Origin of the sequence: Burkholderia sp. AU33545, assembly GCF_020419685.1 — a bacterium.
Classification (GTDB): domain Bacteria; phylum Pseudomonadota; class Gammaproteobacteria; order Burkholderiales; family Burkholderiaceae; genus Burkholderia; species Burkholderia diffusa.
Genome location: NZ_JAIZRQ010000005.1, coordinates 1 through 25,032, shown reverse-complemented (window position 1 = coordinate 25,032; position 25,032 = coordinate 1). Strand labels below are relative to the sequence as shown.

Annotated in this window: 26 protein-coding genes and 1 rRNA gene; 15 read left to right on the top strand and 12 right to left on the bottom strand. The window is 64.4% G+C overall.

What is annotated here, in order from left to right:
• Nucleotides 1–65: 65 nt before the first annotated feature.
• Entirely contained in the window at nucleotides 66–2,048 is a 1,983-nt protein-coding gene (gene acs / locus LGM71_RS17565; RefSeq protein ID WP_226115569.1) for an acetate--CoA ligase, read from the bottom strand.
• 314 nt (nucleotides 2,049–2,362) lie between these two features.
• Between acs and LGM71_RS17560 the strand changes: the two genes are divergently transcribed.
• The 9 genes from LGM71_RS17560 (at nucleotide 2,363) to LGM71_RS17520 (ending at nucleotide 9,687) form a co-directional block, all read left to right on the top strand.
• Entirely contained in the window at nucleotides 2,363–3,280 is a 918-nt protein-coding gene (locus tag LGM71_RS17560) for a DMT family transporter (protein ID WP_226115567.1), read from the top strand.
• A 113-nt stretch (nucleotides 3,281–3,393) separates the two neighbouring features.
• The gene (locus LGM71_RS17555) at nucleotides 3,394–4,014 is read left to right on the top strand and encodes a TIGR00645 family protein (protein ID WP_124629799.1); all 621 of its coding nucleotides are present in this window, start codon (nucleotides 3,394–3,396) and stop codon (nucleotides 4,012–4,014) included.
• Nucleotides 4,015–4,048: 34 nt separating this feature from the next.
• Entirely contained in the window at nucleotides 4,049–5,572 is a 1,524-nt protein-coding gene (locus tag LGM71_RS17550; protein WP_059600985.1) for a fumarate hydratase, read from the top strand.
• 193 nt (nucleotides 5,573–5,765) lie between these two features.
• Complete coding sequence (bfr, locus tag LGM71_RS17545; protein ID WP_059600984.1) at nucleotides 5,766–6,242, top strand: bacterioferritin; 477 nt, start codon at nucleotides 5,766–5,768, stop codon at nucleotides 6,240–6,242.
• Between the two features lie 37 nt (nucleotides 6,243–6,279).
• Complete coding sequence (gene murI, locus LGM71_RS17540) at nucleotides 6,280–7,143, top strand: glutamate racemase (protein WP_226115565.1); 864 nt, start codon at nucleotides 6,280–6,282, stop codon at nucleotides 7,141–7,143.
• Between the two features lie 150 nt (nucleotides 7,144–7,293).
• Nucleotides 7,294–7,530, top strand: coding sequence for a bacterioferritin-associated ferredoxin (locus LGM71_RS17535; protein WP_006482749.1), 237 nt, complete (start codon nucleotides 7,294–7,296; stop codon nucleotides 7,528–7,530).
• A gap of 217 nt (nucleotides 7,531–7,747) precedes the next feature.
• A complete protein-coding gene (locus LGM71_RS17530) occupies nucleotides 7,748–8,479 on the top strand; it encodes an energy transducer TonB (protein ID WP_226115563.1) in 732 nt (243 codons plus the stop codon).
• A gap of 34 nt (nucleotides 8,480–8,513) precedes the next feature.
• Nucleotides 8,514–9,245 (top strand): MotA/TolQ/ExbB proton channel family protein, encoded by a 732-nt coding sequence (locus LGM71_RS17525; RefSeq protein WP_059600977.1) that lies wholly within the window; start codon nucleotides 8,514–8,516, stop codon nucleotides 9,243–9,245.
• Nucleotides 9,246–9,258: 13 nt separating this feature from the next.
• Nucleotides 9,259–9,687 carry an ExbD/TolR family protein gene (locus LGM71_RS17520; protein ID WP_006754473.1) on the top strand — a complete coding sequence of 143 codons (429 nt, stop codon included), beginning with the start codon at nucleotides 9,259–9,261 and terminating at the stop codon, nucleotides 9,685–9,687.
• Nucleotides 9,688–10,080: 393 nt separating this feature from the next.
• Here LGM71_RS17520 and LGM71_RS17515 read toward each other — a convergent pair whose 3' ends face one another.
• Nucleotides 10,081–11,058: a LysR family transcriptional regulator gene (locus tag LGM71_RS17515; protein ID WP_059605534.1), complete on the bottom strand. Its 978-nt coding sequence runs from the start codon at nucleotides 11,056–11,058 to the stop codon at nucleotides 10,081–10,083.
• 122 nt (nucleotides 11,059–11,180) lie between these two features.
• On the opposite strand from LGM71_RS17515, the gene LGM71_RS17510 reads away from it, so the two are divergent.
• The 3 genes from LGM71_RS17510 (at nucleotide 11,181) to hemP (ending at nucleotide 13,017) form a co-directional block, all read left to right on the top strand.
• Complete coding sequence (locus tag LGM71_RS17510; RefSeq protein ID WP_226115561.1) at nucleotides 11,181–12,053, top strand: pirin family protein; 873 nt, start codon at nucleotides 11,181–11,183, stop codon at nucleotides 12,051–12,053.
• A gap of 99 nt (nucleotides 12,054–12,152) precedes the next feature.
• A complete protein-coding gene (locus LGM71_RS17505) occupies nucleotides 12,153–12,635 on the top strand; it encodes an SRPBCC family protein (RefSeq protein WP_059605541.1) in 483 nt (160 codons plus the stop codon).
• Between the two features lie 136 nt (nucleotides 12,636–12,771).
• A complete protein-coding gene (gene hemP / locus LGM71_RS17500) occupies nucleotides 12,772–13,017 on the top strand; it encodes a hemin uptake protein HemP (protein WP_059605544.1) in 246 nt (81 codons plus the stop codon).
• 324 nt (nucleotides 13,018–13,341) lie between these two features.
• Here the strand turns inward: hemP and LGM71_RS17495 are convergent, their stop codons facing one another.
• The 5 genes from LGM71_RS17495 to uvrB all read right to left on the bottom strand — a co-directional run bounded on the left by LGM71_RS17495 (nucleotide 13,342) and on the right by uvrB (nucleotide 18,894).
• Complete coding sequence (locus LGM71_RS17495) at nucleotides 13,342–14,739, bottom strand: 4Fe-4S binding protein (protein ID WP_124629791.1); 1,398 nt, start codon at nucleotides 14,737–14,739, stop codon at nucleotides 13,342–13,344.
• A complete protein-coding gene (locus tag LGM71_RS17490) occupies nucleotides 14,736–15,578 on the bottom strand; it encodes an FTR1 family iron permease (RefSeq protein WP_059605551.1) in 843 nt (280 codons plus the stop codon). Before LGM71_RS17490 ends, LGM71_RS17495 begins: the two co-directional genes overlap by 4 nt.
• Before the next feature lie 58 nt (nucleotides 15,579–15,636).
• The gene (locus LGM71_RS17485) at nucleotides 15,637–15,969 is read right to left on the bottom strand and encodes a cupredoxin domain-containing protein (RefSeq protein ID WP_006760846.1); all 333 of its coding nucleotides are present in this window, start codon (nucleotides 15,967–15,969) and stop codon (nucleotides 15,637–15,639) included.
• 55 nt (nucleotides 15,970–16,024) lie between these two features.
• On the bottom strand, nucleotides 16,025–16,576 hold the full coding sequence (locus tag LGM71_RS17480; protein ID WP_057929472.1) for an iron transporter: 552 nt from the start codon (nucleotides 16,574–16,576) through the stop codon (nucleotides 16,025–16,027).
• Between the two features lie 227 nt (nucleotides 16,577–16,803).
• Complete coding sequence (gene uvrB / locus LGM71_RS17475; protein ID WP_226115560.1) at nucleotides 16,804–18,894, bottom strand: excinuclease ABC subunit UvrB; 2,091 nt, start codon at nucleotides 18,892–18,894, stop codon at nucleotides 16,804–16,806.
• A 250-nt stretch (nucleotides 18,895–19,144) separates the two neighbouring features.
• Between uvrB and LGM71_RS17470 the strand changes: the two genes are divergently transcribed.
• The gene (locus LGM71_RS17470; RefSeq protein ID WP_059685426.1) at nucleotides 19,145–20,344 is read left to right on the top strand and encodes an amino acid aminotransferase; all 1,200 of its coding nucleotides are present in this window, start codon (nucleotides 19,145–19,147) and stop codon (nucleotides 20,342–20,344) included.
• A gap of 142 nt (nucleotides 20,345–20,486) precedes the next feature.
• Here LGM71_RS17470 and LGM71_RS17465 read toward each other — a convergent pair whose 3' ends face one another.
• Nucleotides 20,487–21,275 (bottom strand): 3-hydroxybutyrate dehydrogenase, encoded by a 789-nt coding sequence (locus LGM71_RS17465; protein WP_108064695.1) that lies wholly within the window; start codon nucleotides 21,273–21,275, stop codon nucleotides 20,487–20,489.
• Nucleotides 21,276–21,438: 163 nt separating this feature from the next.
• On the opposite strand from LGM71_RS17465, the gene LGM71_RS17460 reads away from it, so the two are divergent.
• Nucleotides 21,439–22,410 carry a potassium channel beta subunit family protein gene (locus LGM71_RS17460; protein WP_226115559.1) on the top strand — a complete coding sequence of 324 codons (972 nt, stop codon included), beginning with the start codon at nucleotides 21,439–21,441 and terminating at the stop codon, nucleotides 22,408–22,410.
• Nucleotides 22,411–22,521: 111 nt separating this feature from the next.
• Complete coding sequence (locus tag LGM71_RS17455) at nucleotides 22,522–23,367, top strand: 23S rRNA (adenine(2030)-N(6))-methyltransferase RlmJ (protein WP_124629837.1); 846 nt, start codon at nucleotides 22,522–22,524, stop codon at nucleotides 23,365–23,367.
• 15 nt (nucleotides 23,368–23,382) lie between these two features.
• Here the strand turns inward: LGM71_RS17455 and LGM71_RS17450 are convergent, their stop codons facing one another.
• The 4 genes from LGM71_RS17450 to rrf form a co-directional block, all read right to left on the bottom strand.
• On the bottom strand, nucleotides 23,383–23,718 hold the full coding sequence (locus LGM71_RS17450) for a hypothetical protein (RefSeq protein WP_226115558.1): 336 nt from the start codon (nucleotides 23,716–23,718) through the stop codon (nucleotides 23,383–23,385).
• Nucleotides 23,719–23,862: 144 nt separating this feature from the next.
• Nucleotides 23,863–24,009, bottom strand: a complete 147-nt coding sequence (locus tag LGM71_RS17445) for a DUF3563 family protein (RefSeq protein WP_006478295.1) — start codon at nucleotides 24,007–24,009, stop codon at nucleotides 23,863–23,865.
• A gap of 215 nt (nucleotides 24,010–24,224) precedes the next feature.
• Entirely contained in the window at nucleotides 24,225–24,629 is a 405-nt protein-coding gene (gene cueR, locus LGM71_RS17440) for a Cu(I)-responsive transcriptional regulator (RefSeq protein ID WP_059603025.1), read from the bottom strand.
• Nucleotides 24,630–24,916: 287 nt separating this feature from the next.
• A 5S ribosomal RNA gene (gene rrf / locus LGM71_RS17435) occupies nucleotides 24,917–25,029 on the bottom strand.
• Between the last annotated feature and the right edge of the window lie 3 nt (nucleotides 25,030–25,032).

Below are 25,032 nucleotides of genomic sequence, written 5' to 3'. Positions count from 1 at the left end.
CCCTGCGCGGGCAATCGGGATTGCCGCGCAGGGGCTCGTGTGCGCAACGTGCACAACAGGCGCGATCAGCGCACTTCGGCGAGCTGCTCGAGGATCGCGGGGTTCTCGAGGGTGGACGTGTCCTGCGTGATCGCCTCGCCCTTCGCGAGCGAGCGCAGCAGGCGCCGCATGATCTTGCCCGAGCGCGTCTTCGGCAGGTTGTCGCCGAAGCGGATGTCCTTCGGCTTCGCGATCGGCCCGATCTGCTTGCCGACCCAGTCGCGCAGCGTCTTCGCGAGCGCCGCCGCTTCCTCGCCTTCCGGACGCGAACGCTTCAGCACCACGAACGCGACTACCGCCTCGCCCGTCGTGTCGTCCGGGCGGCCGACCACCGCCGCTTCCGCAACCAGCTCGTGCGAAACCAGCGCCGACTCGATCTCCATCGTGCCGAGCCGGTGGCCCGACACGTTCAGCACGTCGTCGATGCGGCCCATGATCGTGAAGTAGCCGGTGTCCTTGTCGCGCACCGTGCCGTCGCCGGCCAGATAGAGCGTGCCGCCGAGTTCCTCGGGGTAATAGCTCTTCTTGAAGCGCTCCGGGTCGCCCCAGATCGTGCGGATCATCGAGGGCCACGGACGCTTAACGACGAGAATGCCGCCTTGCCCATTCGGCACGTCCTGGCCGGTCTCGTCGACCACCGCGGCCATGATGCCCGGCAGCGGCAGCGTGCAAGACCCCGGCACCGTCGGCGTTGCGCCCGGCAGCGGCGTGATCATGTGGCCGCCGGTTTCGGTCTGCCACCACGTGTCGACGATCGGGCAGCGCTCCTGGCCGACGTGCTTGTGGTACCACATCCACGCTTCCGGATTGATCGGTTCGCCGACCGTGCCGATGATGCGCAGGCTCGACAGGTCGTAACTCTTCGGATGAACCTTGTCGTCGGCCTCGGCGGCCTTGATCAGCGAGCGGATCGCGGTCGGCGCGGTGTAGAACACCGTGACCTTGTGATCGTTGATCATCTTCCAGAAGCGGCCGGCGTCCGGCCAGGTCGGCACGCCTTCGAACACGACCTGCGTGCCGCCGCACGCGAGCGGGCCGTAGGTGATGTACGTGTGGCCCGTGACCCAGCCGATGTCGGCCGTGCACCAGAACACGTCGGTCGGTTTCCAGTCGAAGGTCCACTTCATCGTCTGCGCGGCCCACAGCAGATAGCCGCCGGTGCTGTGCTGCACGCCCTTCGGCTTGCCGGTCGAGCCCGACGTATAGAGGATGAACAGCGGATGCTCGGCGCCGACCCATTCCGGTGCGCACGTGTCGGGCTCGCCGTCGGCGATCTCGTGCATCCACAGGTCGCGCCCGGCGTGCCAGTCGATCTTGCCGCCGGTGCGGCGATAGACGATCACGCTCTTGACTGCTTCGCAGCCGCCCATCGCGAGCGCCTCGTCGGCGATGCTCTTGAGCGGCAGCGTCTTGCCGCCGCGCGCCTGCTCGTCGGCGGTGATGAGCGCGACCGCGCCGACGTCGACGAGCCGCTCGTTCAGCGATTTCGCGGAGAAGCCGCCGAACACGACCGAGTGCGTGGCCCCGATGCGCGCGCAGGCCTGCATCGCGACGATGCCCTCGATCGACATCGGAATATAGATGACGACGCGATCGCCCTTGCCGATTCCGCGTTTCTTCAGCGCGTTCGCGAAGCGCGATACACGTGCCAGCAGATCGGCGTAGGTGACGCGCGTGACGGTGCCGTCGTCGGCCTCGAAGATCACCGCGACGCGCTCGCCGTTGCCGGCTTCGACGTGACGGTCGAGGCAGTTGTACGACGCGTTCAGCTCACCGTCGTCGAACCACTTGTAGAACGGCGCATTGCTCTCGTCGAGCACCTTGGTGAACGGCTTGTGCCAGCTGAGGCCCTCGCGTGCGAGACGCGCCCAGAAGCCCTCGTAATCCTGCTCGGCCTCGGCGGCAAGCGCCTGGTAGGCCGGCATGCCGGAAATGGTCGCCGCCTTCTCGAGCGCCTCGGGCGGCGCAAACTGACGGGTTTCGTGAAGAACCGATTCAATCGCAGACATCGACTACCCCTTGGTGAACATGAATCCTCTGCATGGCGGCGCGATCGTGCGCGCCGCGTCTTGGCCGGCGCTTGCGCGCCGCTGTCTCCCACTCACCCGCGCGCGCCCGAAGGCTGCGCGCGATGCTGCGCCGCACCACGTCACAAGACGATGGACGTACGGCCCGGCCCTATCCACGATAAGCGCTCGAACTTACCCGTCACTTACGCGACATCGCCGTTTCGCACGCCGCGCAGCGGCGCCTTGCAGTCTGCTTTACGCTGTTACGACCGCGACCCTACAATCCTAACTGAACTCGCCTCCCGGATTCCAGCTTGAATCGCTACGCCCTCTTCCTCATCCTGTCGATGCTGTTTGTCGGCAGCAACGTCGGTATCGGCAAATCCATCGTCGTCTTCGTCCCGGTCGCCATCCTCGCCACGCTGCGCTTCGTGATCGCGATCGCCGTGCTGTGGCCGCTGTTCAGCCCGGTGAAGATGCGTGCGGTCCGGCGCGCGGAATGGCTGAACCTGTTCCTGCAGGCATTCTTCGGCACCTTCATGTTTACGCTGCTGATGCTCAACGGCGTGCAGCGCACGAGTGCGGTCGCGGCCGGCGTGATCACGAGCACCATCCCGGCCATCGTCGCGCTGTTCGCGTGGCTGATCCTGCGTGAAAAACCGAACGGCCGTGCGCTCGTGTCGATCGCGCTCGCGATCGCCGGCGTCGTGACGATCAACCTCGCCAACGGCAGCGCAGGCAGCGCGTCCGCGCACGGCGCCGGGGGCGCCTCGGCCGGCTCGCTGACCGGCAACCTGCTCATCCTTGGCGCTGTGTGCTGCGAATCGATCTACGTGATCCTGTCGCGCCGGCTCACGCAGACGCTCGCGCCGATCGACATCTGCGCGTATACGCACCTGTTCGGCCTGTGCCTGATGCTGCCGCTCGGCGCGTCGGCGTTGTGGCATTTCGATTACGCGAGCGTGCCGGCCGGTACGTGGGCGCTCGTGGTCTGGTACGGGCTGTCGGCCAGCATCTTCTCGTTCTGGCTGTGGATGAAAGGGATCCGGCACGTGCCGGGCAGCCTCGCCGGCGTATTCAGCGCGGTGCTGCCGGTCGCGGCCGCCGCATACGGCATCGCTTTCCTTGGCGAACGTCCGACGCTCGCGCACGGCATCGCGCTCGCGTGCGTCGTCAGCGGGATCGTGCTCGCGAGCCTGCGCGTGAAGCGCGTGCCGGCCGCCGCGTCCTGATCCGTCCCCTGCAGCCCCGGCGCGACGCTGCAGTCGCACCGGCCGACGCGTTACAATAGCGCGCCTTTTCAAGATTACCCCCGATACCTGCGCCCAGCGCCCGACCCTCCACCATGTCTGCCCCGCATTCGCCCGGCTCCATCCGTCGTCCCCTGCGCCCGCTGCCCGCGCTGATCTTCATGAGCCGCTGGCTCCAGGTTCCGCTTTATCTGGGCCTGATCGTCGCGCAGGCCGTCTATGTGTTCCTGTTCCTGAAGGAAGTCTGGCACCTGCTGTCGCATGCGACGAGCCTTGACGAGATCAGCGTGATGCTCGCGGTGCTCGGCCTGATCGACGTCGTGATGATCTCGAATCTGCTGATCATGGTGATCGTCGGCGGCTACGAGACGTTCGTGTCGCGCCTCGGCATCGAGGGCCACCCCGACGAGCCCGAGTGGCTCGACCATGTGAACGCGGGCGTGCTGAAGGTCAAGCTGTCGATGGCGCTGATCAGCATTTCGTCGATCCACCTGCTGAAGACCTTCATCAACCCCGACCAGCACACGACGCACGCGATCATGTGGCAGGTGATCATCCACGTGTCGTTCCTCGTGTCGGCGCTCGTGATGGCGTGGGTCGACCGCCTGACGACCCACACGCACCCGGCCCATTTCCACGAGCCGCACGCCCGCGACGCGCACGCGCCTGCAGCGAACGAGCCCCGCAAATCGGTCGAAGCCGCCGCCAACGCATAAACGTATTCCCCTCAGTCCTCACAGAGTCTCAGCCATGACCGTCATCAAACAGGAAGACCTGATCCAGAGCATCGCGGATTCGCTGCAGTACATCAGCTACTACCATCCGCTCGACTACATCCAGGCCCTCGGCCGCGCGTACGAGCTGGAAGAGAGCCCGGCCGCGAAGGATGCGATCGCGCAGATCCTCACGAACAGCCGTATGTGCGCGGAAGGCCGTCGCCCGATCTGCCAGGACACCGGCATCGTCACGATCTTCGTGAAGGTCGGCATGGACGTGCGCTGGGACGGCGCGACGATGGGTCTCACCGACATGATCAACGAAGGCGTGCGCCGCGGTTACACGCACCCGGACAACGTGCTGCGCGCATCGATCGTCAATCCGCCGGAAGGCGCCCGCAAGAACACGAAGGACAACACGCCGGCCGTGATCCACTACGAGATCGTGCCGGGCGACAAGGTCGACGTGCAGGTCGCTGCAAAGGGCGGCGGCTCGGAGAACAAGTCGAAGTTCGTGATGCTGAACCCGTCCGACTCGATCGTCGACTGGGTACTGAAGACGGTCCCGACGATGGGCGCGGGCTGGTGCCCGCCGGGCATGCTCGGGATCGGCATCGGCGGCACTGCCGAAAAGGCGATGCTGATGGCGAAGGAATCGCTGATGGAGCCGATCGACATCCAGGAAATCATCGCGCGCGGCCCGAAGGACTGGGTCGAGGAACTGCGCGTCGAACTGCACGAGAAGGTCAACGCGCTCGGCATCGGCGCGCAGGGCCTCGGCGGCCTCGCGACCGTGCTCGACGTGAAGATCATGGCCGCGCCGACGCACGCGGCGTCGAAGCCGGTCGCACTGATCCCGAACTGCGCGGCCACGCGCCACGCGCACTTCGTGCTCGACGGCTCGGGCCCCGCGAAGCTCGAGGCGCCGTCGCTCGACGCCTGGCCGAAGGTCCAGTGGGAACCCAACACGGAAACCAGCAAGCGAGTCGACCTGAACACGCTGACCCCGGAAGAAGTCGCGAGCTGGACGCCGGGCCAGACGCTGCTGCTGTCGGGCAAGATGCTCACGGGCCGCGACGCCGCGCACAAGCGCATCGCCGACATGCTCGCGAAGGGCGAGAAGCTGCCGGTCGACTTCACGAACCGCGTGATCTACTACGTCGGCCCGGTCGATCCGGTGCGTGACGAAGTGGTCGGCCCGGCAGGCCCGACGACGGCCACGCGGATGGACAAGTTCACCGAAACGATGCTGGCCCAGACGGGTCTGATCTCGATGATCGGCAAGGCCGAGCGCGGCCCGGTCGCGATCGACGCGATCAAGAAGCACAAGGCGGCGTACCTGATGGCGGTCGGCGGTGCGGCTTACCTCGTGTCGAAGGCGATCCGCGGCGCGAAGGTGCTCGCATTCGAAGACCTCGGCATGGAAGCGATCTACGAGTTCGACGTGCAGGACATGCCGGTGACGGTCGCCGTCGATTCATCGGGCACGTCGGTGCACCAGACCGGCCCGAAGGAGTGGCAGGCGAAGATCGGCAAGATCCCGGTCGCAACCGCTTAAGCGCGCTCGCACGAAAGGCCGGACGGATGTCCGGCCTTTTTACTTCTCATTCTCGTTATTGCGCGCGGACCGTTATCCCGGGCCGATTCTCATTACCCGCAAAAGGCAGGCCCGACAAGGCTTCGAGGCTTGGCTTTTCTCGTTCGAGCGATTATCGTTCGGTTTCTGAAGCCCCACTGAACAAGGAACAGCCATGCAAGGCGACAAGAAAGTCATTGAATACCTGAACGCCCAACTGAAGAACGAACTCACGGCGATCAACCAGTACTTCCTGCATGCGCGCATGTACAAGCACTGGGGCCTCGACAAGCTCGGCAAGCACGAATACGACGAATCGATCGGCGAAATGAAGCATGCCGACTGGCTGATCGAGCGCGTGTTCATGCTTGACGGCCTGCCGAACCTGCAGGACCTGCACAAGCTGCTGGTCGGCGAGGAAACCGAAGAGATCCTGAAGTGCGACCTGAAGCTCGAGCAGGTCTCGCAGTCCACGTGCAAGGAAGCGATCGCTTACTGTGAATCGGTGCGTGACTACGTGTCGCGCGAGATCTTCGAAAAGATCCTCGACGACACCGAAGAGCACATCGACTGGCTGGAAACGCAGATCGACCTGATCGGCAAGGTCGGCCTGCAGAACTACCAGCAGACGATGATGGGTTCGCCCGAGTAATCGCCACACCCGCCACGATCGCCACCTCGCCTTCCGCATGACGACGACGAACCAGCCAGCCGCTTCCGGGGTCCGCCCCGCCGCCCCCGTCGGCATCTTCGATTCGGGGCTCGGCGGCCTGTCGGTGCTGCGCGCCGCGCGCGCGCACCTGCCCGGCGAGTCGTTCGTCTATGTCGCCGATTCGCACCACGCACCGTATGGTCCGCGCGACGAGGCATTCATTACGGAGCGCACGCTTGCCATCGGCGAGTGGCTAGCCCGCGAAGGCGCGAAAGCGCTCGTGATCGCGTGCAACACCGCGACGGCGCGAGCGATCGCAGCCATCCGCGAGCGCCTGTCGATACCGCTCGTGGGTGTCGAGCCGGGCATCAAGCCGGCCGCCGCGCTGTCCGCGACCGGTGTCGCGGGTGTGCTCGCCACGCAATCGACGCTGAACAGCCCGCGCTTCCAGGCGCTGCTCGACCGCTACGGCGCCGGCCGTCGCTTCATCTGCCAGCCCGGCCACGGGCTCGTCGAAGCGATCGAACGCGGCGACACGAACTCGCCCGCATTGCGCGCGTTGCTCGAGCGTTACCTGCAGCCGATGCTCGACGACGGCGCCGATACGCTGGTGCTCGGCTGCACGCACTACCCGTTCTTCACGGAAACGATCCGTGATCTTGTCGGCGACCGGCTGGCGATCGTCGATACGAGCGATGCCATCGCCCGGCAGCTCACGCGGGTGCTCGACGAACGCGGCCTGCGCGCGCCGGCCGGCACGCGTGCCGCGCCGCCACGCTTCTGCTCGACGAGCGACGGCCTGCAACTGCGCGCACTCGCATCGTCGCTGCTCGGCCTCGACGTGCCGGTTGAATCCGTCACCATTTCCTCGCCGAACGCGCGCGCCTGCGCGACCGTCTGACGCGGGCCGGCACGCCGCCGGTTCGCCCTTTCCCGCTCCGCCTCCCGTTTCAAGGGTCCGATGGCCTTAAAAAAAGCCGAACCCAGGCTTGTCAACGTCCGCAAATTTAATGATAATAATTCGCATTACCGTTAGCTATCGCAACTCATCATGATCGTCTGCGTGTGCAAGTCTGTTTCCGATCGCAAGATTCGCGCGTCCCTCGCCGAGGGCGTGAACTCTTTCGATGAACTCCAGTTCGAGCTCGGCGTGGCCACGTGCTGCGGCAAGTGCGAGGAGTCCGTACGCGACCTCATGGCCGAGCAAGGTGTTTGCGCGAGCCGGTGCGGTGTCGAGCATCATGCTCATCCGATCCCGGTCACGTTCTACGACCGCAAGGCCGCCTGAGCGGCGCCGAGCGTACCCGTGCGGCTGAAGCCGCATTTGATGTCCTTCCGTCAGCAAGCCATCTTTCGCGCGAGCCAGCGGCTTACCTGCCAAGGAGCCTGTCATGGAATTGCTGATCGGATTTGTGACCACCGTGTGCATCTCGCTGCTGATCTTCCGCAAGTAATACCGATTCACCCGCCGCGCCCCGGGTGCGACGTCGTTCTTTCAAGCTAACATGCAGGCTTCGCAATCCGCTCCTGCCGGCGTCTTGCCGGCTGCCTCACGTATGAATCCCCGGGTCATCACCGTCGCGGTCGGTGTGCTTGCCGCACATGCGATCATGCTGACGGCCGCGTGGCTCCATCGCAACGCGCCGCCGCCGAAGACGGTCGAAGTCCAGTCGATCACGGCGCAGCTCATCCCGCCTGCGCCGGCCGCTCAGCCGGTCGCGGTCGAATCGGTTGCGCAACCCGCGCCACCGAAGCCCACGCCGCGCGTCAAGCCGAAGGCCGAACCGAAACCGGCGCAGAAAGCCGTCAAGCCAACGCCCCAGCCGGTCGCACAATCACCGTCTCCGACACCCGCCCCGGCAGCCGATCCGACACCCGCGCCCACCGCACCCGCCGCCGCCCCCGCTGCGCCGGCGGTCACGCCCGGTCCGGCCCGTGAGACGATGCAAGTCAGCGCGCCGAAGAACGTATCGGCGCTCAAGTGCAGTTTCGTGAAGCCCACCTATCCGTCGATGTCGCGTCGCCGCGGCGAAACGGGCACGGCCTATGTTCACTTCGTCATCGGCTTGACGGGCAAGATCGAAAGTGTCGAGTTGCAAAAGAGCAGCGGCTACCCGCGCCTCGACGAGGCTGCGCTGGATGCGACACGCGCCAGCACCTGTCCTCCATACCTCGAGAACGGGCAAGCGATCCGCGCCGCCCATACGCTGCCCTTCAACTTCACGCTCGACGATTAACCCGCCTCATTCGAAAGATTCAAAGGAAACAAAAATGCAAAGCTACGGTATCGCGCACGTCTGGGCGCAAGGTGATTTCGTCACGCGCGCCATCGCGATCACGCTGCTCGTGATGTCGGTCCTGTCGTGGATCGTGATCATCGTCAAGGGCTGGAACGTGGTTCGCCTGAATCGTCTCACGAAGAATGCCGAGCAGGCATTCTGGCATTCGGACGATTTCAACGACGGCATCAAGAAGCTCGGCCTCGCCGCATCGACGCCGAGCGACAACCCGTTCCTCGCGCTCGCGCTGTCGGGCAAGGAAGCCGCCGATCACCACCATCAGACGCAACCGCATCTGCACGACCGCATGGACGTGTCGGACTGGGTCACGCGCTGCCTGAAGGACACGATGGACGAGGGCATTTCGCGCATGCAGGCCGGTCTCGCGATTCTCGCGTCGATCGGCAGCACGGCGCCGTTCGTCGGCCTGTTCGGCACGGTCTGGGGCATCTACCACGCACTGCTCGCAATCGGTGCAACCGGCCAGACGTCGATCGACCAGGTCGCGGGCCCGGTGGGCGAGTCGCTGATCATGACGGCCTTCGGCCTGTTCGTCGCGATTCCCGCAGTGCTCGGCTACAACGCACTGACCCGTGCGAACAAGGGCGTCGTCAGCAAGCTGCGCCGCTTCGCGCACGGCCTGCACGCATACTTCGTGACGGGTGCGCGCCTCGCGTCGTCGTCGCCCCGCGACGGCCTGCGCCTTGCTTCGCGCGCCAGCTGAGACGAGGTGAACCATGGCAATGAACACAGGCTTCAGCGATGACGACGACGATGGCGTGATGAGCGAGATCAACATGACGCCGCTCGTCGACGTCATGCTCGTACTCCTGATCATTTTCCTCGTGACGATTCCGGCGATGCAGCACGCGGTGAAGATCGACCTCCCGCACGCGAGCAGCCAGCCCGTCGACGAAAAGCCGCAGACCGTCGACGTCGCGATCCAGGGCAATGGCACGATCCTGTGGAACGACCAGACGGTCACGCGCGAGCAGTTGCAGGCGCACATCGCGGAAGCGGCACAGCATCAGCCGCAACCGGAGTTGCACCTGCGCGCCGACCGCAAGGTTGCGTATGAGCGTGTGGCCGAAGTGATGTCCGATGCGCAGGCCGGCGGCCTGACGAAGCTCGGCTTCGTGACGGAGCCGACTGCGAAGGCGAAGTAGCGCACGCGCATTCGCTACGCGACGGTGGCCTGGGTGGCAGGACCTCGCCGGCCGCACCTCGCCGGCCGCCCACAAAGTAAAAGGCCTTCATCGCCAGATGAAGGCCTTTTTTCATGCGCACGCGGGCGCCTTCGGGCGGCGGGCTCTTCGGCGGTATCGGTTGCGCCTCGAGCAACGCAAATGCGACTACCGTGGTCTGCACGGACTGCGCGTTCTGCCCTATCTGGCTCGCAATATATGCGGCCACCTGATTCCGCTCAGAACTTCCTTCGCGAAATGGGATTTCAATATAGGCCTGCCCGCGTATGCATTCAAGGTCCCGGCGATTGAAACTTGCGATTGCCGGCGGCGCTTCAATGACAAAACAAATTTGCCACGACGCGCATCTTGCATTCAGGTGGCCGAAGCATCGGCCGCCGCCGCGTCCTGTTTCGCGCGCTCGGGGCACCCCGGCTGCTTGTATTCGCCATGGTCGAGCTTCTCGACCAGATAGTCGACGAACGCGCGCACGGCGGGCGGCATGCCCTGCCGCGACACGAACACTGCATAGAGTTGCGGCACCGGCAGCGTCCAGCCCGGCATCACCGGCGACAACTGCCCCGCACGCAACGCATTGCCGTACATCATCTCGGGCAGCGCCGCGATGCCGAGGCCGTCGAGCACGGCCTCGCGGATCGTCATCAGGTCGGCCGTCACGAGCCGCGGGTCGTGCTCGTGCAAGTGACGCGTGCCGTCCGGCGCGATCAGGCTGAACACGTGCCGCCCGTCGACGCTCGGCGTATCGAGCGTCTCGAAGCGCGCCAGATCGTCCGGCACGAGCGGCGGCGCATTCTGGTTCAGCAGGCTCGGCGCGCCGACCAGCATCTGCTCGGTCCGCCACAGCGGCCGCACGACGATGTTCGCGTTCTGCGGCGGCTCCGAGCGCACGCGCAACGCAACGTCGATCGAATCCTCGAACAGGTCGATCACACGATTCGTCACACGGATGTGCACCTTCACCTCGGGATAGCGGTGCAGAAATTCGGGGAGGATGCGCGACAGCATCGTCTGCGACAACGTCACGGGGACGCTCACTCGCACCGAGCCGCGCGGCGACGCGCGCAACTGCTGCACGGCGTTCATCGCGGCCTGGGCTTCGGCGAGCATCGCCTGGCAATGCTGGTAGAACAGTTCCCCCGCCTCGGTCAACGCGAGCTTGCGTGTCGAGCGCTGCAGCAGGCGCACGCCGAGCGCCGCCTCGAGTTCGGTCAGGCGCCGCGACAGGCGCGATTTCGAGATACCCAGCACGCGTTCCGCAGCCGAGAAACCGCCGTGTTCGACGACCTGCGAAAAGTACATGAGGTCGTTCAGGTTGTGTGCATCGATGTTCATGTCATCGTTCCAATTTCAGAACAATCCATTGCGAACCGCCGCAAATCGGACCGTAAAACGCCCAATATAATAGCGCTATGTTTCAAAAATGACGCTATTCCGATGATATCGAGGGCTTCTGCATGACGACCGCTCGCTCGCTTGACCGCACGTACCCCGCGCTTCGCACGACCGAAGGCGGCGGCTTCGTGGTTCACCGCCCGTTCCCGACCCGCCTGCTGATGGATTTCGATCCGTTCCTGCTGCTCGACGAAATGGGCCCCGTCGACTATGCCCCTGGCGAAGCCAAGGGCGCGCCCGACCATCCGCATCGCGGCTTCGAGACGGTCACCTACGTGCTCGACGGGCGTTTTCGTCATCGCGACTCGGCCGGCCATGCCGGCACGCTCGGGCCTGGTGACGTGCAGTGGATGACGGCCGGCGCGGGCGTCGTGCACAGCGAAATGCCGGATCCCGAGTTCGCGCAGGCCGGCGGACGCTCGCACGGCTTTCAGCTGTGGGTCAACCTGCCGCGGCGCGACAAGCTGATCGCACCGCGCTACCAGGAGATCCCGGTCGGCCGCATCCCGACCGCGACGTCGCCCGACGGCCGCGCGCGGGTCCGCGTGATCGCCGGCGAAGCCTTCGGTGTGCGCGCGGCGATCGAGACGCGCACGCCGATCCTCTACCAGCATTTCACGCTGCAACCGGGTGCAACGGTCACGCAGCCGGTGCCGGCAGGTTATCGCGTGTTCGCCTACCCGCTCGAGGGAGCCGGCCGCTACGGGCCCGACAGGCAGCAAATCGACGCGCGACAGATGGTCGTCTACGGTGACGATGGCGACGCGGTGACGTTCGAGGCCGGCGATATGCCGCTCGACCTGCTGCTGATCGGCGGCGTGCCGCTCAACGAGCCGATCGTCCGCTACGGCCCGTTCGTGATGAATACCGAGGAAGAGATCCGGCAGGCCGTCATCGACTACCAGACCGGCCGCATGGGCTCCATCGAGGCATGACGTCCGATCGGGGCCACAGGTGCCGCGAAGCTGCGCGTTTTGCGTCACAATGTTTTTTTGATCCATGTGGCCGCCCGCCACCAGAAGGAACCCGTCCCCTTGAACTTCGAACATCTGATCCAGATCAACTCCGACGATCCGGCCGTGCCGTCCCTTACCCGCGACCAGCTCTGGGAAGGCCTCGTGCTGCGCGCCGAACAGCCGCAGCTGTTCGTGATCGGCCTCGACAGCTGTGTCGTCCTTGAACGGACGGATACCACGCTCGAACGCGAGCTGCACTACGGCCATGCGACCGTGCGCGACCGCGTGACGTTCACCCCGAACCAGCAAGTGCGCTACGACATCCATGCGGCCGGCGGCGAAATCGGCGGCTCGTTGACGATGACGATCGAGGAACGCGACGACCACGAGTTGTTCCTGCGCTTCGAATACCACACGACGCTGACCGTCACGGACGACAGCGAGGAAGCGCGCCAGACGCACGGCATCGTCAAGGAAGCGTATCGCACGTCGGACATCGACACGGTGCGCCTGATCCGCGAATACGCACAGGGACGCAAGGACCCTGACCCGCTCCACTGACGTCGGCGGCGGCCTGCGAGCCGCCCTTTGATTCAAGCTATCGAATTCGTCATATCGATCGATAAAGAGTTTTGTAAATGGGAATAGTTATCATTTAGAATTCATTCCATCGTATCGACAGTCACCGATCAACCGAATGACCGACACCACGCGCCCGACCACGCTGACGTTGCGCCGCACGACCGGCACCGCAAGCGCCAACCGTCAAAAGACGGCAGCGGTCACGACGCCGGCGAAACCTGCCGGTAGTCACGATGCCGGCACCCGGACCCTCAGCAGCGATGCGCTGCTGCAAGGCCGCAGCCACATCAGCATCGCGCACAACGGAGAGACGTATCAGTTGCGTGCCACGCGGCTCGGCAAGCTGATCCTGACGAAGTAACGACAGAGTATTGTGGGGACCACCTCCCTGAGAGGTGTTGGGCAGTAGCCAGCGTAACGGCTTGCACGCGAGATCTAGACCCCTTCGTGCAAACACACTCAAGCAGCCGTTGCAGCAAGCCAAGCCACTTTTTTGGTTCTCGCACAAGGAAGAAAAAAAGCGACACGTCCTTCGACGTGTCGCTTTTTTTTGTCGGTGCGTCCGGATGCAAAGAGAAAGGCATCGCGGCTGTCGGCACTTCAGCTTCAGCGCGTTCCGGAGCCCGACGGCGAAATACGCTCGCCTGCTGCTCCGGAGCCCGGCCACACGGCCGTCAAGACCGCGTCAGAAACCCCAGAACATCAACCACCATGCGCTGTCGACCACGGCCAGGCCTGCCGCGAACCACGCGAATGCCGCCAGTCGACGCGACCAGGCAGCATAGCGCCCCGTCACCTTCCATGCGAGCCAGGCGCTCCATGCGTTGGCGCCGACCAGAATCGCGATGCGAACGTCGGTCGCCCAGCCGAGCGGCACGTGCTCGGCCCGCAGCAGCGACAGCGTCGTCGCCGACAGCCCGAGGAACACACCGGCTCCCGCGATCGGGATCAACGCCTGCGCGAGATGATGGAGACGCACGCGGTCGAAACGGCCGAGCATCAGCGTCGCGCCGGCCAGCAGCACGAGCAGCGCGGTGCCATACACGAGCCCCGTGCCGACGATGTAGCTGACGACCAGCCCGCCGTCGAGCCACGAGAACACATCGTTTCGATCCGGATAGTGCGTGAGCAGGAACCACGGGGCATTCGTCTCGAGTGGCCACGTGATGTCGCGATCAATGAGCCAGCCCGCGAGCCATTGCTTGATCTGCACGAACCACGGGCTGACGGTCCAGTGAAACGCACCGATCGCGACGCCGAGCAGGCCGTACAGGATCAGCGCCGTGTCCCACGGATTCGCCTGCTGCGCGCCAAGGTTCACGACCTCGTCGGACGGCGAGCGCCACGACAGCGCGATTGCATCGCGGTGCCCGCTGCATCGGCCGCACATATGGCACGAGGCCGCGCCCTTCATGTTGCGCAACGGCACGAGCGGCGCGCAATTGATCGGAATCACGCGATGCCCGTGCTCGCCGTTCTTGTACGAGCGACGCCAAGCATCCTCATCGACCTTGTAGCGCATCGGCGCGAGCCGCGCGAGCAGCCCGAACACACCGTTGACCGGGCACAGGTACTTGCACCACACGCGCTTCTCGCGGCCGTACAGCACGCCTATCACGATCGCGCCGACGGTCGAGCCGCCGAGCACGAACAGCACCGCGAGCGGATACTGGTACACGCTCACCATCTGCCCGTAGATCGTCGTGAGCCCGAATGCGACGAACGGCCAACCGCCCCACCGCATCCAGCGCGGAATCGCGCCGCCGCGGCCGAACTTGCTCGCATATTCGGTCAGCGCGCCTTCCGGGCACAGCACGCCGCACCAGACGCGGCCGAGCATCACCATCGACAGCAGCACGAACGGCCACCAGATGCCCCAGAACACGAACTGCGCGATCAGCGTGAGATTGCTCCACAGATGCGCGGAATCGTCGGGCAGCGGCAATACTGCGGGCACGATGATCAGGAACGCGTAGACGGCGACGACGACCCACTGGATGCCGCGGATCACCGCGCCGTGGCGCTGCATCCACTGACCGGCCTGCGCGAGCCAGCCCGGCTTGGCTGCGGCAACAACACTCATGCCGCGCGACCCGCAGGGACGACCGGACGACGGCTCGCGCGCTTCATCAGCAGCCAGACCACCGCCCAGTACACCGCATAGGCGATCAGGTTGGTCAGCGCCGGGTGCGCCCGGTAGCCCGTCAGCGTCGCGACGAGCGAACCGAACGTGCCGGAGTCGTCGAGAATCGACGACGTATCCCACACCTGCGAAATGCCGAGCGGCAGGATTTCCTTGTCGATCAGCTTGTCGACGCCGGTCTGGAACAGGCCCGCACCGAGGAACAGCAGCATCACTTCGGTGACGCGGAAGAAATGGCGCCACGAGAAGTACTTGCCGCCAAGCTGCAGCAGATAGAACGTGAGGAACGCGAGGCCCAGGCCGATCACGACTGCGAGCATCTGGCTGCCGTCCACGTGCCCCGACTGACCAAAACCGAGGCCGTACAGGAAGATCACCGTCTCGCTGCCTTCGCGAGCGATCGCGAGCGCGACCAGCACGGCGACGCCCCACCAGTTCGAATCGCGCGTGCTCTGCTGCAGCGACTGCTCCATGTCACGCTTCAGCGTGCGGCCGTGCCGGCGCATCCACAGCACCATCTGCACGATCAGCACGCACGCGATGAGCACCATCGCGGTCTGGAAATAGTCCTGCGCGTCGCCGGACAGCACTTCGGTAAAGCCGACGAGCGCGGCGCCGAGACCGACCGCCATCAGCAGGCCGACTGCCACGCCCGTCCACAGAAACGGCAGGCCGCGGCGCGCGTCGTCGTCGCCGTTCTTCAGCCATGCATAGAGGATGCCGACGACGAGCAGCGCTTCGACGCTCTCCCGCCAGACGATGAACAAGATCTGACCCATTGAATCCTCCTGACGCGCGGCGCAAGACACTCGTACGCCCGCACGCAGATAAAACGCATTACTTCGCGACGATCACGCCCTGTGCCTGCTGGTGGAAATCGTCGAAAAACTTGTATTCGCCCGGCGACAGCGGGGCGACGACCACGAACGAATCCGCGCCCGGCGCAAGCACCTTCTCCTTGCGCAACTGCACGCTCTCGAATTCGGCGGCGCCCTTGCCGGTATTCCTGATCTCGATCTTGAAGCGCTGGCCGGCCGGCACTTCGATGCGGGCGGGATTCAGCTTGCCGTCCGTCATCTCGAGCTTGAACGTCGGCAGATCGGCGGCATGCGCCGCGCCGGCGAGCCACAGCGCGGCGGCTGCGGCAACGATTTTCTGGGGAAATTTCATTCTGGGTTCTCTGCGCCGACGGCGCGCCGAAGCACGCCGTCCGTGATGCCACCGATCAGTACCCGCCCTTCTTGCCGATGCCGGCGAACGGGAAGTCATATTCGAGGGTGATGGGCTTGAACCATGCGCCCACGCCCGTTTCCTTGTCGACGTGACGGCCGAACGCCATGTGGCCTGACTGCATCGGCGGCTTGACGGTCATCGTCAGGTGATACTTGCCCGGGCCGGCGAGCTTCACGTTGTCGCCATAGTGCGGTCCGTCGCTCGCGACCATGCCCATCAGGTCGCCTTCGGCCTTCCACTTCGTGTCGCCCTGCTTCGTCAGCTTGTACGTGACCTGCAGGTACGGCATCCAGTCGCCTTCCGCGAAACCCGTCGGGTTGTTCTTGACCGCGTGGATGTCCGCCTCGAGGTGGATGTCGGAATCCGACGCCTTGCGCATCATCCCTTCCGGATCCATCGTGATCGGCTGCAGGTACACCGCGCCGATCTCCATGCCGCCCTGGATCTGCTGCTTGCCGATCGGATATTCGGCCGCCGAGGCCGACATCGCGGCAAGCGCCGCCGCTACCGCAACCGACGTGCGGATGAACGAAGAACCCAACATGGACACTCCTTGTTATTTGTCTGACTATCTTGACGACATGCGCGCCGCCTCCCGGGCGGCACGCTGAAAACACTAACGCAATGAAGAACGTTAATGCGAACTATTCTCAATACTTGCGAAGTTTAGCACCGAACCAGCTTCGGAACAAACGAGACACCGTGTAAACCCCTGATCCGACAAGGCTTACAGACCCGTTACTGACAGATTTTGGTGACGCTTGGAAAGATTTACCGGCCGCCGTTGATGTGGTCGCCGACGTTCGCGCCGAACACGCGCTCGCGCAACAGCGCAAGCTGGTCGCGCGTCGCGGCGGCCTTCTCGAACTCGAGGTTCTTCGCGTAGTCGGCCATCTGCTTCTCGAGACGCTTGATTTCCTTCGCGAGCTGCTTCTCCGACATGTCCTCGAATTTCGCGCGCTGCTGCGCTTCCTTCAGCTCCGCGCGCGCCTCGTCGGCGTTGTACACGCCGTCGATGATGTCCTTGATGCGCTTCACGACACCGCGCGGCGTAATGCCCATTTTCTCGTTGTGCGCGATCTGCTTCGCGCGGCGCCGCTCGGTCTCGCCGATCGCGCGCTTCATCGATTCGGTCATCCTGTCGGCGTAGAGGATCGCCTTGCCGTTCACGTTGCGCGCCGCGCGGCCGATCGTCTGGATCAGCGAGCGCTCGGCGCGCAGGAAGCCTTCCTTGTCCGCATCGAGAATCGCGACGAGCGACACCTCCGGAATGTCGAGGCCCTCGCGCAGCAGGTTGATCCCGACCAGCACGTCGAACGTGCCGAGCCGCAGATCGCGGATGATCTCGACCCGCTCCACCGTGTCGATGTCGCTATGCAGGTAGCGCACCTTGACGCCGTGGTCGGCCAAGAACTCGGTGAGCTGCTCGGCCATTCGCTTCGTCAGCACGGTGATCAACACCCGCTCGCCGGCCTTCACGCGCGCATTGATCTCCGTCAGCACGTCGTCGACCTGCGAACTCGCCGGGCGCACTTCGATTTCCGGGTCGACGAGCCCGGTCGGCCGCACCACCTGCTCGGCGACCTGCCCCGTCACGCGCTGCTCGTAGTCGGCCGGCGTCGCCGACACGAACACCACCTGGCGCATCTTGCGTTCGAACTCCGGGAACTTGAGGGGCCGGTTGTCCAGCGCCGACGGCAGCCGGAAGCCATAGTTGACGAGGTTTTCCTTGCGCGCGCGGTCGCCGTTGTACATGCCGTTCAGCTGGCCAATCAGCACGTGCGATTCGTCGAGCAGCATCAGCGCGTCGGGCGGCAGGTAGTCGACGAGCGTCGGCGGCGGCTCGCCGGGCGCGGCACCCGAAAAGTGCCGCGAGTAGTTCTCGATGCCCTTGCAGAAGCCGAGCTCCTGCAGCATCTCGAGGTCGAAGCGCGTGCGCTGCTCGAGGCGCTGCGCCTCGACGAGCTTGCCGTTGCTGTGGAAGAACTCGAGGCGCTCGCGCAATTCGTCCTTGATCGTCTCGACCGCCCGCATCACGGTGTCGCGCGGCGTCACGTAGTGCGACGACGGATACACGGTGAAGCGCGGGATCTTCTGCCGCACGCGCCCGGTCAGCGGGTCGAACAGCTGCAGCGTCTCGACCTCGTCGTCGAACAGCTCGACGCGCACGGCCAATTCCGCGTGCTCGGCCGGGAAGATGTCGATCGTGTCGCCGCGCACGCGGAACGTACCGCGCTGGAAGTCCTGTTCGTTGCGCGAGTACTGCATCGCGATCAGCCGCGCGATCACGTCGCGCTGGCCGAGCTTGTCGCCGGTGCGCAGCGTCAGGATCATCTGGTGGTATTCGGACGGGTTGCCGATACCGTAGATCGCCGACACCGTCGCGACGATCACCACGTCGCGGCGCTCCATCAGGCTCTTCGTCGCCGACAGCCGCATCTGCTCGATGTGCTCGTTGATCGACGAATCCTTCTCGATGAACAGGTCGCGCTGCGGCACGTACGCTTCCGGCTGGTAATAGTCGTAGTACGACACGAAGTACTCGACCGCGTTGCGCGGGAAGAACTCGCGAAATTCCGCGTAGAGCTGCGCCGCGAGCGTCTTGTTCGGCGCGAACACGATTGCCGGGCGGCCGAGCCGCGCGATCGTGTTGGCCATCGTGAAGGTCTTGCCCGAACCGGTCACGCCGAGCAGCGTCTGGAATGCGAGGCCGTCGCCGACACCTTCGACGAGCGTTTCGATCGCGGTCGGCTGGTCGCCTGCGGGCGGATACGGTTGGTACAACTGGAACGGCGACCCTTCGAAGGTCACGAATTTCGATTCGTCGAGCGCGTCGCCGACTGCGGCGTGATGTTCGGACATGGAGTGCGGCCGGAGCGAGGGCAAAAAAACTATTCTAGCGCTTCGCGGCGTTGCGAACCGCTGACGGCTCCTGACGCGCGGCAACCGCCCGAAATCGCAATTCGCCGCGCGATCGCCGCCTCCGGCAGCGTGAATTCGCTACAATGTCAGGCTGCTGCGCTTTCCGGCGCCGTGCCTGTTGGCGCGCGGTCCGCTGCGCCTGCCCCGCCGGCTGAAAGCCTGACCCTCTTTTCACTACTGCCGAATCATCATGTCGCTCTTCTCCGCTGTCCAGCTTGCTCCCCGCGACCCGATCCTGGGCCTGAACGAAGCCTTCAACGCCGATACGCGCCCGACCAAGGTCAACCTCGGCGTCGGTGTGTACACGAACGAAGAAGGCAAGATTCCGCTGCTGCGCGCCGTTCGCGAAGCGGAAAAGGCGCGTGTCGACGCCGGCCTGCCGCGCGGCTACCTGCCGATCGACGGGATTGCCGCGTACGACGCAGCGGTGCAGAAGCTGCTGCTCGGCAACGATTCGCCGCTGATCGCTGCGGGCCGCGTGGTCACGGCGCAGGCACTGGGCGGCACGGGCGCACTGAAGATCGGTGCCGATTTCCTTCGCACCGTGAACCCGAACGCGAAGGTCGCGATCAGTGATCCGAGCTGGGAAAACCACCGCGCACTGTTCGAAGCTGCCGGCTTCGAAGTCGTCGCATACCCGTACTACGACGCCGCCACCAACGGCGTGAACTTCGAAGGCATGCTGTCGGCGTTGAACGGCTATGCGGCGGGCACGATCGTCGTGCTGCACGCGTGCTGCCACAACCCGACCGGCGTCGACCTGACCGAAGCGCAATGGCAGCAGGTCGTCGACGTCGTCAAGGCGCGCAACCTCGTGCCGTTCCTCGACATGGCCTACCAGGGCTTCGGCGAGAACATCGAGGCCGATGCCGCCGCGGTGCGTCTCTTTGCCGCTGCCGACCTGAATGCGTTCGTGTCGTCGTCGTTCTCGAAGTCCTTCTCACTGTACGGCGAGCGCGTCGGCGCGCTGTCGATCATCACGTCGAGCAAGGAAGAAGCGACGCGCGTGCTGTCGCAACTGAAGCGCGTGATCCGCACGAACTACTCGAACCCGCCGACCCATGGCGGCGCCGTCGTCGCGGCCGTGCTCGCGTCGCCTGAACTGCACGCTTCGTGGGTGCAGGAACTCGGCGAAATGCGCGATCGCATCCGCGCGATGCGCAACGGCCTCGTCGAACGACTGAAGGCGAGCGGTGTCGATCGCGACTTCAGCTTCATCAACGCGCAGCGCGGGATGTTCTCGTATTCGGGCCTGACCTCGGCGCAAGTCGATCGCCTGCGCGAAGAGTTCGGCATCTACGCAGTCGGCACCGGCCGGATCTGCGTTGCGGCGCTGAACACGCGCAACCTCGATGCGGTCGCCAATGCGGTCGCAGCGGTCCTGAAGTAAGCCGGTGTCAGCGGGCAGCAGCCCGCCCTGCCGACACAACAAACGCGCTCCCCGGAGCGCGTTTTTTCTTGCCGTTCCACTACCGGCGAATGCTGCCTGCAGCACAAGCGGCGCGCAGCGCGGCCGCCCGTGCCGGAGCCCGTTACTGCATGAACCAGCCGTGGCTGACGACGAACGACTGGCCCGTGAGCGCGGCGCTCGGGAACGCCGACAGGAACAGCACCGTCTGCGCGACGTCCTGCACCGTCGTGAACACGCCGTCGACCGTGTTGCCGAGCATCACCTTCTTCACCACTTCCTCTTCGCTGATCCCGAGCTCCTTCGCCTGCTCCGGAATCTGCTTGTCGACCAGCGGTGTGCGCACGAAGCCCGGACACACGACGTGCGAGCGCACGTTGTGCTTCGCGCCTTCCTTCGCCAGCACGCGCGCGAGACCGAGCAGCCCGTGCTTGGCCGTCACGTACGCCGACTTCAGCGGCGACGCTTCGTGCGAGTGCACCGAGCCCATGTAGATCACGACGCCGCCGCGATCGTCCTTGTACATGTGCTTGAGCGCGGCCTTGGTCGTCAGGAACGCGCCGTCGACGTGGATCGCCTGCATCTTCTTCCAGTCGGCGAACGAATAGTTTTCGATCGGGTTGACGATCTGGATGCCCGCGTTCGACACGAGGATGTCGACCGAGCCGAACGTTTCGGCCACCTTGTCGATACCGCTGTTGACCGCTTCCTCGCTGGTCACATCCATCGCGACGCCGATCGCCTTGCCGCCTGCCTTGTTGATCTCGTCGGCGACCGCATTTGCGCCGTCCTGGTTCAGGTCGGCGATCGCGACCGCTGCGCCCGCCTTCGCGAGCTCGAGTGCGATTTCCTTGCCGATGCCGCTTGCGGCGCCCGTGACGACTGCGGTCTTGCCGGTCAGATCTGCTGCCATGTCCGTCTCCTTCCGTTATCGGATCGAAAAAGCGCGCCCCGCTGCAGCCGCTTTCGTCGCGCGGTCCTGCAGATGGGCCAGCCGCTATTGTGCACGATCGGCCCCGCCGTTCGCGCGCAAAACGTCTAAGCTTAAGGTCGGTTTCGAGTCGCGGGAGACTCCCATGCACTATCGACGGCTAGGCCGCTCCGGCCTTCAGATCAGCGCGCTTTCGCTCGGCTCGTGGGTCACCTACGGCAACCAGGTCGATCAGCGGGTTGCCCGCGAATGCCTTGCGGCGGCCCGCGATGCGGGCGTCAATTTCTTCGACAACGCCGAGGTTTATGCGGGTGGCAAATCCGAGGAAATCATGGGCCAGGCGATCAAGTCGCTCGGCTGGCCGCGCATCAGCTACCTCGTGTCCACCAAGTTCTTCTGGGGACTCGCGGAAGCGCCGAACCAGTATCACACGCTGAACCGGAAATATCTGCTGAACGCGATCGACCACTCGCTGCGCCGGCTGCAGCTCGACTATGTCGACCTCGTGTACTGCCATCGCCCCGATCCGAACACGCCGATCGAGGAGACCGTCTGGGCGATGAGCGACATGATCGTGCGCGGCAAGGCGCTCTACTGGGGCACGTCCGAATGGAGCGCCGACGAGATCCGCGCCGCGTACGAAATTGCCGAGCGGCACCATCTGCACAAGCCGGTCGTCGAGCAGCCGCAGTACAACCTGTTCCACCGTACCCGGGTCGAGCAGGAATACGCGCGGCTTTATGACGACTACGGCCTCGGCCTGACGACCTGGAGCCCGCTGGCATCGGGGCTGCTCACCGGCAAGTACCGGAACGGCGTACCGCCGGGTAGCCGCGCGCAATTGCCGGGCTACGACTGGCTCCGTGCGCGGCTGACGGATCCGGCCAGCAACGACGTGGTCGAACGACTCGGCACGATCGCGGCCGAACTCGACTGCAGCACCGCCCAACTCGCGATCGCATGGATACTCGCGAATCCGCGCGTGAGTTCTGTCATTACGGGCGCCTCGCGAGTCGAGCAGATCGGCGACAACATGCGCGCACTCGACGTTGTCGAGAAGCTGACGCCGGAGGTCAAGCAACGTATCGAAGAGGCGGCCGGCGACGCATTCGAGTAAGGCGGCTCACGCTCACTCGCGTACAATACGCGGCCGCATTGGTGCGAGGCCCAGCGGCCACACGCAATCGTCCGTTTTCATCGATTCATCCTTCGTTTCAGGCAGCCAGCCATGCTCAGTTATCGTCACGGTTTTCATGCAGGCAACCACGCGGACGTGCTCAAGCACGCCGTCGTCGTCCAGCTGCTGCGCCACCTGAACAAGAAAGACAAGTCGTACTGGTACATCGACACGCACGCCGGCGCCGGCGTGTATTCGCTGCGCGACGGTTATGCCGCCAAGACGGGGGAATTCGACACCGGGATTGGGGCGCTATGGAACGAAAAGAACCTGCCCGAGGTGCTCGGTGATTACGTCGACGAGGTGCGCGCGCTGAACGACGACGGCGAGCTGCGCTACTATCCGGGCTCCCCGTATCTCGCATGGCGGTCGATGCGCGAGCAGGACCGGATGCGTCTGTTCGAAATGCACACGACGGAAATCGACGTGCTGCGTCACAACTTCCGCGATGCGGGGCGCCGCGCGATGATTTACGCCGGTGACGGCTTCGAGGGCATCAAGGCGCTGCTGCCGCCGCCGCCGCGACGCGCGCTCGTGCTGATCGATCCGTCCTATGAGGACAAGAAGGACTACGCGCGCACGGTGACTTGCGTAACGGAATGCCTGAAGCGTTTCGCGACCGGCTGTTACGCGATCTGGTATCCGCAGGTTGCGCGGGTGGAATCGCAGCGTTTTCCGGAACAGCTCAAGCGCCTGCAGCCGAACAACTGGCTGCACCTGACGCTGACGGTATCGAATCCGCCGACAGGCGGCCTGGGCCTTTACGGCAGCGGAATGTTCATCCTGAATCCGCCGTACACACTCGCGCAGAGCATGAACGAAGCGCTGCCCTATCTCGTCGAACGCCTGGGACAGGACAGCGGCGCCCGATGCCAGATCGAGCACCGCGGGAACTGAGCGGACGTCTTGCCGTTATGGCTGCGGTCTTGGCGTGGGTCTCGGCTGATTGGCCGGCGACATGCCCCAGCCAGGCACATTGATATACGGCGCGACAAACAGCGGGATCGAGGAAGTCGATCCCTGCCCGGCCGGCGCGCGCATGCCTGCGGGCTCGACGATTGGCTCTGACGATAACGGAGCCGTTTGCAACACTAGGCCGCCCTTGCCATCCTGGATCCCATGTTGCGTATCGAGAATCAGCGGCTTGGACGACGTCGCCGCACCGGCCGCCACGCCGTGAGCGAACACGACAGCCCCCAGAACGAGACGTGCGCGGGAAACGTGATGCATATCGAGACGCAAGCGCATGGTTGTACTCTTCCGGTTAAAAACAGGCCCATACCATAGCGCCGCGCCGACGATTTCGCCAGATCAAGCGCACAAAAAACAAAGCCCCGTCAACACGGGGCTTGCTTTTCGTTCGGTGCCACACGGCACCTGGCGGTAACTCGATTACAGCGAGTAGCCGTTGGTTTCGAGCGAGCGGATGCGGCTCTCGAGCTGGACGATGTCCGACGACGTGGCGAGGTATGCCTCACGGCGCTCACGTTCTGCGGATTCGAACCAGTTGCTCAGCTTTTCAACGATGTAGGCGATCATGATCTTCTCCAAGGAAGGGGGACCCCTGGCGAATCGAGATTCAGGGATTTCCCGTATAGGGTTATCCCGAATTATAGCGATGCCGCACCAAGATGCCAGTGAAATGCTTGCATGGAAGCCATTCCATTTTGGAATGGCTTGTGAAGAATCCGCTTTAACTCGCTGATTTTTATGAATATTGAATCGAGGACTCTTTTCGACCTCGAGGGCATGCACTAATCTGGTTCACCAGCCGGTTCGGCCAGGCGCGCCAAGATCGGGCATTCAGGTCGTTCGTCACCATGGCAGTGCGCGGCGAGATCGGCTAGCGTATTGCGCATGTCGCTCAATTCAGCGATGCGTTTGTCGAGTTCGGCCACGTGTTCGAGGGCGATCGACTTCACTTCGACGCTGGCGCGGGCGCGGTCCTGCCAGAGCATCAGCAACTTGCGGATATCCTCGACGAGAAAACCGAGCCGCCGTGCCTGACGGATGAAGCGCAGGATATGGACTTCGTCCGAACCGTAGATCCGGTATCCGGCGTCGCTCCGCTTGCTGGGCGCAAGAAGACCGACCTGTTCGTAGTACCGGATCATTTTTGCGCTGACGCCGGATTCGCGCGACGCGTCGCCGATATTCATTCCCTGCCCTCTCTCCATCAAGCACTGGTTCGAACATGAACGTCGAGGCAAGCAGCCGTCGACGACACTTCGATCGTATCAAATCGCGAGATTTCGTTCCGGCGCGAGCGTGACAACGGAATCGACTGCAATCCGGATAAGTTTATTGGGGTGGGTTGCCGCGGGATCTGCCGGTCCGAGACAGCATGCAGCTTGCAAGACGGAGACGGCTCTCTGCCATCTCGCGTATTTCCGCCGCCCAAATGCAAAAACCCCCGCCTTTTGGGCGGGGGTTTTTGGCTTAGGGAGCCTGACGATTACCTACTTTCACACGGGAATCCGCACTATCATCGGCGTAGAGTCGTTTCACGGTCCTGTTCGGGATGGGAAGGGGTGGGACCGACTCGCTATGGTCATCAGGCAA